Source organism: Chromobacterium sp. Rain0013, assembly GCF_015291765.1.
GTDB classification, from domain to species: domain Bacteria; phylum Pseudomonadota; class Gammaproteobacteria; order Burkholderiales; family Chromobacteriaceae; genus Chromobacterium; species Chromobacterium haemolyticum.
Genome location: NZ_CP031514.1, coordinates 2686886 through 2701149 on the forward strand (window position 1 = coordinate 2686886; position 14264 = coordinate 2701149).

6 protein-coding genes and 4 rRNA genes are annotated in these 14264 nt (G+C 58.5%); 9 read left to right on the top strand and 1 reads right to left on the bottom strand.

Features of this window, described 5'->3' with window-relative positions; all coding sequences use genetic code 11:
• The first annotated feature begins 4 nt into the window (after positions 1-4).
• From flgK to rrf (DXT74_RS12570), 8 genes are all read left to right on the top strand, one after another.
• On the top strand, positions 5-1372 hold the full coding sequence (gene flgK / locus DXT74_RS12535) for a flagellar hook-associated protein FlgK (protein WP_043638888.1): 1368 nt from the start codon (positions 5-7) through the stop codon (positions 1370-1372).
• A gap of 10 nt (positions 1373-1382) precedes the next feature.
• Complete coding sequence (flgL, locus tag DXT74_RS12540; protein ID WP_194426123.1) at positions 1383-2291, top strand: flagellar hook-associated protein FlgL; 909 nt, start codon at positions 1383-1385, stop codon at positions 2289-2291.
• Between the two features lie 11 nt (positions 2292-2302).
• On the top strand, positions 2303-3340 hold the full coding sequence (locus DXT74_RS12545; RefSeq protein ID WP_194426124.1) for a hypothetical protein: 1038 nt from the start codon (positions 2303-2305) through the stop codon (positions 3338-3340).
• A 156-nt stretch (positions 3341-3496) separates the two neighbouring features.
• A complete protein-coding gene (locus DXT74_RS12550; protein WP_043638877.1) occupies positions 3497-4402 on the top strand; it encodes an ion channel in 906 nt (301 codons plus the stop codon).
• Between the two features lie 285 nt (positions 4403-4687).
• A 16S ribosomal RNA gene (locus DXT74_RS12555) occupies positions 4688-6223 on the top strand.
• A 302-nt stretch (positions 6224-6525) separates the two neighbouring features.
• Positions 6526-9414: ribosomal RNA gene (locus DXT74_RS12560) — 23S ribosomal RNA — on the top strand.
• Between the two features lie 122 nt (positions 9415-9536).
• A 5S ribosomal RNA gene (rrf, locus tag DXT74_RS12565) occupies positions 9537-9651 on the top strand.
• Positions 9652-9719: 68 nt separating this feature from the next.
• Positions 9720-9834 (top strand): 5S ribosomal RNA (gene rrf, locus DXT74_RS12570).
• The 16S, 23S and 5S rRNA genes sit together here, the layout of an rRNA operon.
• Positions 9835-9896: 62 nt before the next feature.
• Here the strand turns inward: rrf (DXT74_RS12570) and DXT74_RS12575 are convergent.
• Complete coding sequence (locus DXT74_RS12575) at positions 9897-10250, bottom strand: DsrE/DsrF/TusD sulfur relay family protein (protein ID WP_194426125.1); 354 nt, start codon at positions 10248-10250, stop codon at positions 9897-9899.
• Between the two features lie 307 nt (positions 10251-10557).
• On the opposite strand from DXT74_RS12575, the gene putA reads away from it, so the two are divergent.
• Positions 10558-14160, top strand: coding sequence for a trifunctional transcriptional regulator/proline dehydrogenase/L-glutamate gamma-semialdehyde dehydrogenase (gene putA / locus DXT74_RS12580; protein ID WP_194426126.1), 3603 nt, complete (start codon positions 10558-10560; stop codon positions 14158-14160).
• The last annotated feature ends 104 nt before the right edge of the window (positions 14161-14264 follow it).

A 14264-nucleotide genomic window follows, 5' to 3' on the forward strand; every position in this document is an offset into this window, starting at 1 on the left:
CGCCATGCGCATGATAGACAACGCGCTGACCGGCGCCGTCGCCTCCCAGGCCGCGCTGAACGCCGTCAGCCAGAACATCGCCAACCAGATGACCCCGGGCTACTCGCGTCAGGGCGTGGTCTTGACCGCGCTGATGCCCGGCAGCGGCGACCCATACAGCGCCGGCTCCGGCGTGGTGGTCAACGCGGTGCGCCGCTTCAACGACGATTTCAAGAACCTGCAACTTTGGCAGGCGGCTTCCAATCAGGGCGAGCTGGTGGCGCAGAATCCTTACTTCGGCCAGTTGGAGCAGGTGATGGGCCGCGACGGCAGCAGCCTGTCCGCCGGCTTTGATCAGTTTTTTCAGGCGCTCAGCGCCGCCAGCCTGTCAGGCGACGCGATGCGCGACCCGGTGATCCGAAGCGCCGAAGCCTTGGCTCAGCGTTTCAACAATCTGGATAAAGTGTTCGGCTCGCAACTGGCCGCCATTGCCGAGCAACGCTCCGCCACGGTCACGCAGATCAACAGTTCAACGTCCAATATCGCCGATCTCAACGCCAAGATCGCGGCCGGCAAGGCCGTCGGCACCAATACCTCCGGCTTGGAGGATGAGCGCGACCGTCAGATCGATGCGTTGTCCACCCTGGTGGAAGTGCGGGTGGTGTCGCAGCCGGACGGCAGCAAAAACGTCAGCCTGAAGAGCGGCCTGCCGCTGGTGGCGGACACCCAGGCGGCCACGTTGAGCAATACCAGCCAGCCGGACGGCAGCCAAGTGCTGACGCTGAACTTCGCCAAGGACAAATACACCCTGGCCGGCGACGGCCTCGGCGGCCAGTTGGGCGGGCTGAATCAATACGAGCTGCAGACGGTGCGCCCGATGCGCGCCCAGGTGAAAACCCTGGCCAGCGAAGTGGCTCAGCGCATCAACGACCAGTTGGCGCTGGGCTACGACAGCAACGGCCAACCGGGTAAGCCGCTATTCGTCTACGACGCTTCCGGCGTCAACGGCATTTTGAAAACCAGCGGCATCACCTCCGTTGAATTGGGCTTCTCCGGCGATCCGGCCAAGCCCGGCGACAATAGCAACCTGCTGGCGGTGATCGGACTGCAACAGCAAAAGATCACCATGCCCGGCGTCGGCGCCGTCACCATTGGCGACGCTTACTCGCAAATGGTGGGCAAGTTGGCGGTTAGCAGCAAACAGAACAAATCCGGTCTGGAAAGCGCCAAGGTGATCCGCGCCGAAGCGGAAAAGAGTTGGCACAATACCAGCGGCGTCAATCGCGATGAAGAGGCGATGAACCTGCTGGAGTTCCAGAAAATGTACCAGGCCAATATGAAGGTGATCAGCGTGGCGAACCAGCTGTTCGAAAGCACCTTGTCCATCTTGTAAGGAAGACAGCATGCGCGTTTCCAGCAATCAATACCTGTCCACCATGCAATTGGCGATGCAGACCAGCAACTCCGCGCTGGCCGAGTTGCTGCAGCGCATGTCCAGCGGCGATCGGCTGCTGGCCCCGTCGGACGACCCCATCGCCAGCGTGCGCCTGTTGCGCTTGCAGCGTGAAGAAGCCGCGCTGGACCAGTATCAGCAAAACATCGGCGCGCTCAGCTCCGCGCTGTCCAAGAACGAATCCATCCTGGATAGCATCAGCCTGGACATCCGCGACGCCAAGGACCTGCTGACCGCGGCCGCCAACAACCCGCCGGAGGACGATCTCAAGGCGATGGCGACGCCGCTGCGCAGCCTGCGCGAAAGTCTGTTCTACTCGGCCAATACCAAGGATGCCGAAGGCCGCTACATGTTCTCCGGCTCCAAGCCGGCTGTGGCGGCCCTCGCTTACGACGAGACTAAGCCGGTGGGCAGCCGCTACAGCTTTACCGGCAACACGGATAAGCAGCAAGTGGTGGTGGGCGACGGCATTACCCAAGCCTCTAACGTCACCCTGGAAAACATGGCGGACATCCTCAATCAGCTGGACAAAACCATAAGCCGGCTGGAAGACCCCGCGCTGGACAATAAGGATCCAACCGTCGCCGCTGACATCCGCAGCGCGATGAACGCCAGCGACAAGGCGCTGGAAGGCATCTCCAGCAAGATCGCCCAACTGGGCGGCACGCAGAACATCATGAAAACGCTGGCGCTCAATCACGATAACGTCAGCCTGTCCAATAAACAGACCATGACCAAGTTGGGCAGCCTGGATTACGCCGACGCTTTCATTCAAATGAACGGCTACACCATGGCGCTGCAAGCCAGCCAAAAAGCCTATGGCCGCGTCAGCCAGTTGTCTTTGTTTGACGTGATTTGATCGAGAGCGGCATGAACACCCCGATTTCCTCCGTCAACGTCAAACAAAGCGGCAAACGCTGGGGCAAGGACGCCGGCGCGGTTGCCGCCGCCAGCGTGATTGAACGCGCGCCCGCGTCGCAGGCGCAACCTGCCGCGCAAGTGCGCGGCGCGCCGGCCTCGGGTTGGCGCTATAGCGCTCAGCTCAACGAGCAACTGACCTCGGCGCAGCAGGCATTGTCCTTTGTCGATGGCCTGATCGATCAGCTGGAAGGCGTTAAGTCCGGGCTCAGCCGCGAACTGACTCAGCGGCAGCTGAATCAAGGCGATTTGCAGCGCCAGTTGGAGCAACTCAACGAACAGTGGCGCAAGCGCCAGACCGTTAGCGGCGGCAGCCTGGACGGACAGTTGCGTTTCCATCTGGCCGCCGACGCGCGCCAGAGCTTCACCGTCAAAGGCTTGGAACTGGCGGCCTTGTCCGGCGGGCAAGCGGAAACCCTGGTGTTCTCCACCGGGGAGTCCGGCGTAGCCCCGGCGTCGGTGCAAGTGGGCGGGGCGTCCGGCGAAGAAGATATTCTGCGTCGCTTCAATCGCGGTCTCGCCGCCAGCGGCGTGCGCGCTGAGCTGAATGAAGATGGGCAACTGGCGTTCAGTGTGCCGGAATCGCAATGGGAGGCGCTCAGCGAGCGCATGACCGTGCGCGGCGGGGGCGTTCGTTTCCCCGGCGGCATTCCGCAGCGGCTTAAACTACAGCCCGAGGCCGAGGCTTTTCAGCCGGAGCGCTGGAAGGTAAACGATCACGCCCAAGTGCGTCAGGCTTTGCAAAGCGTGGTGCGCTCCATCGGCCAACTACAGCAAACCCGCGCGGCCATCAATGGCGCGATCGCAGAGGCGCAACACTCCATCGAGCAGTTGTCGCATATGAATGAACAGAGCTGGGCTAGCCAGTTCGTTTCCGACTTCAACGCCCGTCTGAATCAGCCGGATGGATATCGCAACTTCTATGAGTTGGTGCCGGCCCTGATCGGCGTCAGCCGCTACCGGGTGGTGTCCCTGTTGTCGCTGAGCTAGGGGAGCGTTTCATGTCCGCCGCGCTTGGCAATATATAGAAGCGATGCCCGGCGGACAGCGCGTTCCAAGGGCTCCGACGATTGCCGGGGGCATTGACTCCGGTTCGCGATCTTCACACAATCAGCCATTCCCACCTCAAGAACGGGTTGGCCATTCATGACTTCCCGCGGTAACAAGCCGGCTCGGCGCGTAGAGGTAGGGGGTCGCAGCGTCTATCTTCACAGCGTGCCCCGCCACTCCCTGCAAGACCTCTACCATTTCTGCATGACCATCAGCTGGCCGCGCTTCTATCTTTTCATCGCCGCTGCTTTCATCGCGCTGAATCTATTGTTCGCCGGCCTCTACCAGGCGAAGGCGGGCGGCATCGCTAATCAATATCCGCCGGGTTTCCTTGGCGCCTTCTTCTTTAGTGTCGAAACGCTGGCCACGGTGGGCTACGGCGATATGCACCCGCAAAGCCTTTACGCCCACTGGGTTTCGATGCTGGAAATCTTCATTGGCATGATGAGCATCGCGCTGATCACCGGCGTCACCTTCGCCCGCTTTTCGCGGCCCAGGGCGCGTATCGTTTTTACCCATAGTCCAGTTGTGCGCTTGTTGGACGGCAAACCCGCGCTGATGCTGCGCGCGGCCAATGCCAGAAATAATGTGATCATCGACGCCAGCGCCCGCTTGCGCTTGTTGCAGCATGAAGTCAGCGCAGAAGGCGTGAGCTTCCGCAAGCTTCATGACTTGGAGCTGGTGCGAGACGAGCATCCTATGTTCGTGCTCGGCTGGACGCTGGTGCACAAGCTGGAGGAGGGGAGCCCCTTATATGGGCACGACGCCGAATCGTTGGCGGCTGTTCGCGCGCAGCTGATTCTGTCCATCAACGGGATCGACGAAACTACCGTCCAACCGATGGTGGCGCGCCATACCTTTTCGCATCAGGACATCCGCTGGAACCATGCTTTCGCCGATCTGATCTATACCGACGCGGAAGAAAACGATCATGTTGACTACCAGAAGCTGCAGGAAGTGAGGCCGCTGCCGCCGGGTTCCGACCGGTTTGGCTCAGGCTGAGCGCTTGCAGTTGTTGGCGGTGTTATTGAGATTCAATGACTTAGCTGAAAGCGGTGGTTTTTTGTGTAGAAAGGTGTTGACGGGTTTAGGGGCGTGACGTATAGTTCGCCTCCTCAGCAGACAACGCAGCGACGGAAACGAAACGCAGCGATCTGCACCGATCTTTAACAGAACGAATAACCGATAGGTGTAAGTGCTCGGTCGATGACCAAACACTTGCACTGCAAGACGAGAAATGTCTCGATGTTTCTTTGATCTTGCGTGCCAGAAAATTTGCTTGGAATTGAACTGAAGAGTTTGATCCTGGCTCAGATTGAACGCTGGCGGCATGCTTTACACATGCAAGTCGAACGGTAACAGGGTGCTTGCACCGCTGACGAGTGGCGAACGGGTGAGTAATGCATCGGAATGTACCGTGTAATGGGGGATAGCTCGGCGAAAGCCGGATTAATACCGCATACGCCCTGAGGGGGAAAGTGGGGGACCGTAAGGCCTCACGTTATACGAGCAGCCGATGTCTGATTAGCTAGTTGGTGGGGTAAAGGCTCACCAAGGCGACGATCAGTAGCGGGTCTGAGAGGATGATCCGCCACACTGGGACTGAGACACGGCCCAGACTCCTACGGGAGGCAGCAGTGGGGGATTTTGGACAATGGGCGCAAGCCTGATCCAGCCATGCCGCGTGTCTGAAGAAGGCCTTCGGGTTGTAAAGGACTTTTGTCCGGGAGCAAATCCCAGTGGTTAATACCTACTGGGGCTGAGAGTACCGGAAGAATAAGCACCGGCTAACTACGTGCCAGCAGCCGCGGTAATACGTAGGGTGCAAGCGTTAATCGGAATTACTGGGCGTAAAGCGTGCGCAGGCGGTTGTGCAAGTCTGATGTGAAAGCCCCGGGCTTAACCTGGGAACGGCATTGGAGACTGCACGACTAGAGTGCGTCAGAGGGGGGTAGAATTCCGCGTGTAGCAGTGAAATGCGTAGAGATGCGGAGGAATACCGATGGCGAAGGCAGCCCCCTGGGATGACACTGACGCTCATGCACGAAAGCGTGGGGAGCAAACAGGATTAGATACCCTGGTAGTCCACGCCCTAAACGATGTCAACTAGCTGTTGGGGGTTTGAATCCTTGGTAGCGAAGCTAACGCGAGAAGTTGACCGCCTGGGGAGTACGGCCGCAAGGTTAAAACTCAAAGGAATTGACGGGGACCCGCACAAGCGGTGGATGATGTGGATTAATTCGATGCAACGCGAAAAACCTTACCTGGTCTTGACATGTAACGAACGCTGCAGAGATGTGGCGGTGCCCGAAAGGGAGCGTTAACACAGGTGCTGCATGGCTGTCGTCAGCTCGTGTCGTGAGATGTTGGGTTAAGTCCCGCAACGAGCGCAACCCTTGCCATTAGTTGCCATCATTAAGTTGGGCACTCTAATGGGACTGCCGGTGACAAACCGGAGGAAGGTGGGGATGACGTCAAGTCCTCATGGCCCTTATGACCAGGGCTTCACACGTCATACAATGGTCGGTACAGAGGGTCGCGAAGCCGCGAGGTGGAGCCAATCTCATAAAACCGATCGTAGTCCGGATCGCACTCTGCAACTCGAGTGCGTGAAGTCGGAATCGCTAGTAATCGCAGATCAGCATGCTGCGGTGAATACGTTCCCGGGTCTTGTACACACCGCCCGTCACACCATGGGAGTGAGTTTCACCAGAAGTGGGTAGGCTAACCGTAAGGAGGCCGCTTACCACGGTGGGATTCATGACTGGGGTGAAGTCGTAACAAGGTAGCCGTAGGGGAACCTGCGGCTGGATCACCTCCTTTCTAGAGAAGGTTGTTGATCGAGTACTTACAGCCTATCGGTTATTCGCGAGTTTGAGTATCGCGATCAGAGTGCTTAATGAGTACTGTGATCGCGTTGTTTAAACGCACTGATCTTTAACAAACTGAAGAAGCCGAATATATAAAGACGGCGAGAAAGACGATGGAGTTAAGTCTTCATTGGCTGGATCGTCATCTTGGGTATTTGATTGTATCTAGGCTACGTCGCCATATCAAAAGGGGCGGTGTAGTCGTCGCACAAACACAACTTGTTGTTTTAGTGATCCAGGTTACTGAAATGATAGGGTCAAGCGACTAAGTGCATCTGGTGGATGCCTTGGCGATCATAGGCGAAGAAGGACGTGTAAGCCTGCGAAAAGCGCGGGGGAGTTGGCAATAGAGCTTTGATCCCGCGATGTCCGAATGGGGAAACCCCTCCGCAAGGAGATCCCGTGCTGAATACATAGGCACGAGGAGGCGAACGCAGCGAACTGAAACATCTAAGTAGCTGCAGGAAAAGAAATCAACCGAGATTCCGTTAGTAGTGGCGAGCGAACGCGGAAGAGCCTGTACGTGTTATGGATTGTGTTAGTGGAAGGTTCATGGAAAGGACTGCCATAGTGGGTGATAGCCCCGTACACGAAAACGCATTCCAAGGACTAGGCGTACGATAAGTAGGGCGGGACACGAGAAATCCTGTCTGAAGATGGGGGGACCATCCTCCAAGGCTAAATACTCATGATCGACCGATAGTGAACCAGTACCGTGAGGGAAAGGCGAAAAGAACCCCGGGAGGGGAGTGAAATAGAACCTGAAACCGGATGCATACAAACAGTGGGAGCGGACTTGTTCCGTGACTGCGTACCTTTTGTATAATGGGTCAGCGACTTACGTTCAGTAGCGAGCTTAACCGAATAGGGGAGGCGTAGGGAAACCGAGTCCGAATAGGGCGATTTAGTTGCTGGGCGTAGACCCGAAACCGAGTGATCTATCCATGGCCAGGATGAAGGTGCGGTAACACGCACTGGAGGTCCGAACCCACTAGTGTTGCAAAACTAGGGGATGAGCTGTGGATAGGGGTGAAAGGCTAAACAAACTCGGAGATAGCTGGTTCTCCCCGAAAACTATTTAGGTAGTGCCTCATGTATCACTTCCGGGGGTAAAGCACTGTTATGGCTAGGGGGTCATTGCGATTTACCAAACCATGGCAAACTCTGAATACCGGAAAGTGCGAGCATGGGAGACAGACGGTGGGTGCTAACGTCCATCGTCAAGAGGGAAACAACCCAGACCGCCAGCTAAGGTCCCAAATGATCAGTTAAGTGGTAAACGAAGTGGGAAGGCCTAGACAGCCAGGATGTTGGCTTAGAAGCAGCCATCATTTAAAGAAAGCGTAATAGCTCACTGGTCGAGTCGTCCTGCGCGGAAGATGTAACGGGGCTCAAACTGATAACCGAAGCTGCGGATTTGCACGTAAGTGCAGATGGTAGGGGAGCGTTCTGTAGGTCTGAGAAGGTGTCTCGTAAGGGATGCTGGAGATATCAGAAGTGCGAATGCTGACATGAGTAGCGATAAAGCGGGTGAAAAGCCCGCTCGCCGAAAGCCCAAGGTTTCCTACGCAACGTTCATCGGCGTAGGGTGAGTCGGCCCCTAAGGCGAGGCTGAAAAGCGTAGTCGATGGGAAACGGGTTAAAATTCCCGTACTTTTATGCAGTGCGATGTGGGGACGGAGAAGGTTAGGTCATCAGACTGTTGGAATAGTCTGTTTAAGCCGGTAGGCTGGGGAGGTAGGCAAATCCGCCTTCCCTTAAGGCCGAGACGTGATGACGAGGGTCTACGGACCTGAAGTGACTGATACCACGCTTCCAGGAAAAGCCACTAAGCTTCAGCTGCATAAGAACCGTACCGCAAACCGACACAGGTGGGCAGGATGAGAATTCTAAGGCGCTTGAGAGAACTCAGGAGAAGGAACTCGGCAAATTGATACCGTAACTTCGGGAGAAGGTATGCCTCTTAGAGTGAATCCCCTGCGGGAGGAGCTTTGAGAGGTCGCAGAGAATCGGTGGCTGCGACTGTTTAACAAAAACACAGCACTGTGCCAACACGAAAGTGGACGTATACGGTGTGACGCCTGCCCGGTGCTGGAAGGTTAAGTGATGGGGTGCAAGCTCTTGATCGAAGCCCCAGTAAACGGCGGCCGTAACTATAACGGTCCTAAGGTAGCGAAATTCCTTGTCGGGTAAGTTCCGACCCGCACGAATGGCGTAACGATGGCCACACTGTCTCCTCCTGAGACTCAGCGAAGTTGAAGTGTTTGTGAAGATGCAATCTCCCCGCTGCTAGACGGAAAGACCCCGTGAACCTTTACTGTAGCTTTGCATTGGACTTTGAACAGACTTGTGTAGGATAGGTGGGAGGCTATGAAGTGGGAACGCTAGTTCTCATGGAGCCGTCCTTGAAATACCACCCTGGTGTGTTTGAGGTTCTAACCTTGGTCCGTGATCCGGATTGGGGACAGTGCATGGTAGGCAGTTTGACTGGGGCGGTCTCCTCCCAAAGTGTAACGGAGGAGTTCGAAGGTTACCTAGGTACGGTCGGAAATCGTGCTGATAGTGCAATGGCAAAAGGTAGCTTAACTGCGAGACCGACAAGTCGAGCAGGTGCGAAAGCAGGACATAGTGATCCGGTGGTTCTGAATGGAAGGGCCATCGCTCAACGGATAAAAGGTACTCCGGGGATAACAGGCTGATACCGCCCAAGAGTTCACATCGACGGCGGTGTTTGGCACCTCGATGTCGGCTCATCACATCCTGGGGCTGTAGCCGGTCCCAAGGGTATGGCTGTTCGCCATTTAAAGTGGTACGTGAGCTGGGTTCAAAACGTCGTGAGACAGTTTGGTCCCTATCTGCAGTGGGCGTTGGAAGTTTGACGGGGGCTGCTCCTAGTACGAGAGGACCGGAGTGGACGCACCTCTGGTGTACCGGTTGTGACGCCAGTCGCATTGCCGGGTAGCTAAGTGCGGAAGAGATAACCGCTGAAAGCATCTAAGCGGGAAACTCGCCTGAAGATGAGACTTCCCTGAGGGCTTGACCCTCCTGAAGAGTCGTTCGAGACCAGGACGTTGATAGGTCGGGTGTGGAAGCGCTGTGAGGCGTTAAGCTAACCGATACTAATTGCTCGTGAGGCTTGATCCTATCATTTGAGTGGCTTGGGAGACTGAGCGACGAGATGTGGGTGTGCGACACAATTGAATACCGAATATATGTGGGCTGATCAAAGATCAGCCTAGGCTTCTTCTAGTTTGTACCAGTTTATGTCTGGTGGCCATAGCGAGGTGGTCCCACGCCTTCCCATCCCGAACAGGACCGTGAAACGCCTTAGCGCCGATGATAGTGTGGCATTCGCCATGTGAAAGTAGGACACCGCCAGACGCCCTATACGATAACGCCAAGTCCAAGACTTGGCGTTTAGCTTCCCAAGGGAAGCAATACAGTTTATGCCTGGCGACATTAGCGGGGCGGTCCCACGCCTTCCCATCCCGAACAGGACCGTGAAACGCCTTAGCGCCGATGATAGTGTGGCATTCGCCATGTGAAAGTAGGACATTGCCAGGCGCCCCATGTAAAAGCCCAGACCAATCGGTCTGGGCTTTTTGCATTTGCCTTGCGGTAGGCGTTTAGAAACTGAGCGTTTTGTCCGCGGAGAGTGTCCACTCCGCCAACTCCGGCATGGTGCCGATCTTGACTCCCGTCAGCAGCAAGTCCTCGTGAATTCCCCTTGCATCGGCGCAAGTGCGGCAGACTCGCGCCTCTGCGCCCAGTTCCACCGCTTCGGCCAACATGTCTCCCAGGGTGGGCGCTTGGGCGGTCTTCTGATTTTTCAACGCGGTGACTACGGCGTCGGACAGCAGGAATAGCCGCACTCGGCAGCGCTCGGCTTGCTGCGCCAGCGCAAGCGTCAGACGTAGCGCGGAGAGCGCGCGTTCGTCGCCATAGGGGCTGGCGTTCAAAGTGATCAGCACGGTTTGCATGATGGTTTGCCTATGATGAAGAGGGTTAGGGCGGCATTGTGGCACGTTGCGACGGTCTTGGCATGTGCGGTATGGACGCTTGGCGGCGATTCTAAGTTGTTGGCATGCAACAGTGAGATGGGGGCGATGGCGGAGTCGAGGGGGCTAACTACTTGTTCGAGTTGAATTTGTTTGTAATGAGATTGTGGACTGAAAAGTTTCCTTCACATTGTCCAGCAATCTATTTGTATTTGTATACAATAGACAAATTTTCCGGGCACTAATGAAAAGAGATAGCCCGGCGCTGCAAACTACACGGAGATGATTCATGCAATTCGACGCATTTGCCCATGGCCAGTCGGCGCTGCGGGACGCCATTACTTCTGCCTATCGCCGCGACGAGCGCGAGTGTGTGCAGGCGCTGTTGCCGCAGGCGGCGATGAGCGAAGGCGAAGTCAAGGCGGTTCAAGACCTGGCGCGACGTCTGGTGGCGGAGGTGCGCCGCGAGCGCACCAAGTCCAGCGGAGTGGATGCCTTGATGCATGAATTTTCTCTGGATAGCGCCGAAGGCATCGCCCTGATGTGTCTGGCTGAAGCGCTGCTGCGCATCCCTGACCGCGAGACAGCGGACAAGCTGATCCGCGATAAGATTTCGCGTGGTGATTGGAAAGCCCACTTGGGCAATAGCGCCTCCTTGTTCGTCAACGCGGCGGCCTGGGGTTTGCTGGTGACCGGCAAGCTGGTGGCTTCGCACAGCGCGAATGGTTTGTCGGCGGCGATGACCCGTTTGATCGCCAAAGGCGGCGAACCGCTGATCCGCAAGGGCGTGGATATGGCGATGCGCATGCTGGGCAAGCAGTTCGTCACTGGCGAAACCATAGAGGAGGCGCTGGCCAACGGCCGAGAACGCGAGGCGCGCGGCTATCGCTTCAGTTACGACATGCTGGGCGAGGCGGCGATGACCGAGGCCGACGCGCAGCGCTATCTGCAAGACTATGTGACCGCCATTCACGCCATCGGCAAGGCCTCTGCCGGCCGCGGGATTTACGACGGCCCCGGCATTTCGGTGAAGCTGTCCGCCATCCACCCGCGCTACAGCCGCATCAAGCACGAACGGATGATGGCCGAGTTGCTGCCGCGTCTGAAAGGCTTGTTCCTGCTGGCCAAGCAGTACGATATCGGTTTGAACATCGATGCAGAAGAAGCCGACCGCCTGGAAATCTCCATGGATCTGGTGGAGGCGCTGGCCAATGATCCGGACCTGGACGGCTTCGAGGGTATCGGCATTGTGGTGCAAGCCTATCAGAAACGCTGTCCCTATGTGATCGATTTCCTGATTGATCTGGCGTGTCGCACCAATCACCGTTTCATGGTGCGTCTGGTCAAAGGCGCTTACTGGGACGCAGAAATCAAGCGTGCCCAGGTGGACGGTTTGCCGGGCTACCCGGTCTATACCCGCAAGGTCTACACCGATGTGGCTTATCTTGCCTGCGCCAAGAAGTTGCTGTCCGCGCAGGATGCGATCTACCCGCAGTTCGCCACGCACAACGCTTACAGTCTGGCCGCAGTGTTCAACCTGGCATCCGGCAAGGATTACGAATTCCAGTGCCTGCACGGCATGGGTGAAACCCTGTACGACCAAGTGGTGGGCAAGGACAAACTGGGCAAGGCCTGCCGCATCTACGCGCCGGTGGGATCGCATGAGACCCTGCTGGCCTACCTGGTGCGCCGTCTGCTGGAAAACGGCGCCAACAGTTCCTTCGTCAACCGCATCGTGGACGAGGCGGTATCCATAGACGAACTGGTGGCGGACCCTGTGGCCGAGGCCGCGCGTCACGGCGGCCAGCCGCACAAGAAAATTCCGGCGCCGCTGGAGCTGTATGGGCAGCAACGCAAAAACTCCAAGGGCCTCGATTTGTCCAGCGAGCACGTGCTGGCCACTTTGCAACTGGGCCTGCAAGCGTCCGAGAAGCAGCAGTGGGGCGCCTTCCCGATGCTGGGCGACGGCGACGTCACCGACGGGGAAGTGCAGCCGGTGCGCAATCCGGCCGACCACGACGATCTGGTAGGCCGCGTGATCGAAGCGAGCGCGGCGGATGTGGACCGCGCGCTGAACCTGGCGCAGCAGGGAGCGGCCGATTGGGCCGCCACGCCGGTGGCCGAGCGTGCCGCCTGCCTGAAAAGAATGGCCGACCTGATGGAAGACCAGATGCCGGCGTTGATGGGCCTGGCGGTGCGCGAGGCAGGCAAGACCTTGGCCAACGCGATTGCCGAGGTGCGCGAGGCCGTGGACTTCTGCCGTTACTACGCGGCGCAGATCGAAGACGAATTCGACAACGCCAGCCACCGTCCGCTGGGCCCGGTGGTGTGCATCAGCCCGTGGAACTTCCCGCTGGCCATCTTCATCGGCGAGGTGGTGGCCTCGCTGGCGGCCGGCAACGCAGTGCTGGCCAAGCCCGCGGAGCAGACCAGCCTGATCGCCGCGCATGCTGTGCGTTTGTTGCACGAAGCCGGCGTGCCGCGCGCGGCGCTGCAATTGCTGCCGGGCCGCGGTGAAGTGGTGGGCGCGGCGCTGACCGCTGACCCGCGCGTTCAAGGGGTGATCTTCACCGGTTCCACCGAGGTGGCGCAGATCATCAACCGCACGCTGGCCAAGCGCGGCGGCGATCCGGTGCTGGTAGCCGAAACCGGCGGCCAGAACGCGATGATCGTGGACAGCTCGGCGTTGCCGGAGCAGGTGGTCACCGATGTGCTTAGCTCCGCTTTCGACTCCGCCGGCCAGCGCTGCTCGGCGTTGCGCGTGCTCTATCTGCAGAACGACATCGCCGACAAAGTCATCGCCATGATCAAGGGCGCGATGGATGAATTGAAGGTGGGCAACCCGGCCAAGCTGGATGTCGATGTCGGCCCGGTGATCGACGCCGAGGCTCGGGCCGGCCTATTGGCTCATATCGAAAAAATGAAGGCCAGCGCCCGCGCCACTCACCAGATCAAGCTGGACGGCAGCTGCGCCAACGGCACTTTCGTGGCGCCCACCCTGTTTGAAATCGCCGATCTCAAGCAACTGAAGCGCGAAGTGTTCGGTCCGGTATTGCATGTGTTGCGCTTCGAGGCCAACGAGCTGGACAAAGTGGTGGCCGAGATCAACGCCACCGGTTACGGCCTGACGCACGGCATCCACAGCCGTATCGATGAGACCATCGACAACATCGTCAGCCAGATCAAGGTCGGCAATGTCTATGTCAACCGCAACATCGTTGGCGCGGTGGTGGGGGTTCAGCCCTTTGGCGGCGAAGGCAAGTCCGGCACCGGCCCCAAGGCCGGCGGCCCGTTCTATTTGTATCGATTGAGCCGCGCGGCCTGGACGCCGAAACTGGCGGCGGAAACCTTGCCCTTGTCCTTGCCGGCGCTGGACGCGCTGGCGGCGGCCGGCAGCGGCCTGGGCTTGGCTTTGGAGTCCGCTATCGCCGCAGCGCGGAAGGAGAGCGCGCTGACCTGCCTGGTAGATCTGCCGGGCCCCACCGGCGAGCGGAACGCGCTGCAATTCGCGCCTCGCGGGAAGGTGGGATGCCAAGCCGCCACCGCGCAAGCGCTGGCGGAACAACTGGCGGCGGTTTTCGCCACCGGCAACCGCGCGGTGCTGCCGGCCAATGAGGCTGGCCAAGGGCTGGCCGCCAAGCTGGGCGCTCTAGTGGAGCTGGACGCCGATGTGCTGGCGGCGGATGTCGGCGCGGTGCTGTTCTCCGGTTCCGAAGCCGAGGCCGAAGCCGCTCAGCGTGTGTTGGCGGAGCGCGACGGCGCTCTGGTGCCGCTGCTGCGCGCCGACGCGCAAGGCCATTACAATCTGCACCGTCTGGTGGTCGAGCGCGCGGTTAGCGTGAATACTACCGCGGCGGGCGGCAACGCCAGCCTGATGAGCATCGGAGACTAAGACCGGCTAAGCCAATCCCTGATCCAGCGTTGCGCCGCCTTGTCGTACTACGTGTACTGCCTGCGCCGGCGCGCCTTGGTTCAGGTTCTCTGCGAGCTTTTGTT

Bases quoted from the DNA above. Each gene is read 5' to 3' on its own strand.
- flgK (WP_043638888.1), top strand. From the start codon at position 5: ATGCGCATGATAGACAACGCGCTGACCGGCGCCGTCGCCTCCCAGGCC.
- flgL (WP_194426123.1), top strand. From the start codon at position 1,383: ATGCGCGTTTCCAGCAATCAATACCTGTCCACCATGCAATTGGCGATG.
- DXT74_RS12545 (WP_194426124.1), top strand. From the start codon at position 2,303: ATGAACACCCCGATTTCCTCCGTCAACGTCAAACAAAGCGGCAAACGC.
- DXT74_RS12550 (WP_043638877.1), top strand. From the start codon at position 3,497: ATGACTTCCCGCGGTAACAAGCCGGCTCGGCGCGTAGAGGTAGGGGGT.
- DXT74_RS12575 (WP_194426125.1), bottom strand. From the start codon at position 10,250: ATGCAAACCGTGCTGATCACTTTGAACGCCAGCCCCTATGGCGACGAA.
- putA (WP_194426126.1), top strand. From the start codon at position 10,558: ATGCAATTCGACGCATTTGCCCATGGCCAGTCGGCGCTGCGGGACGCC.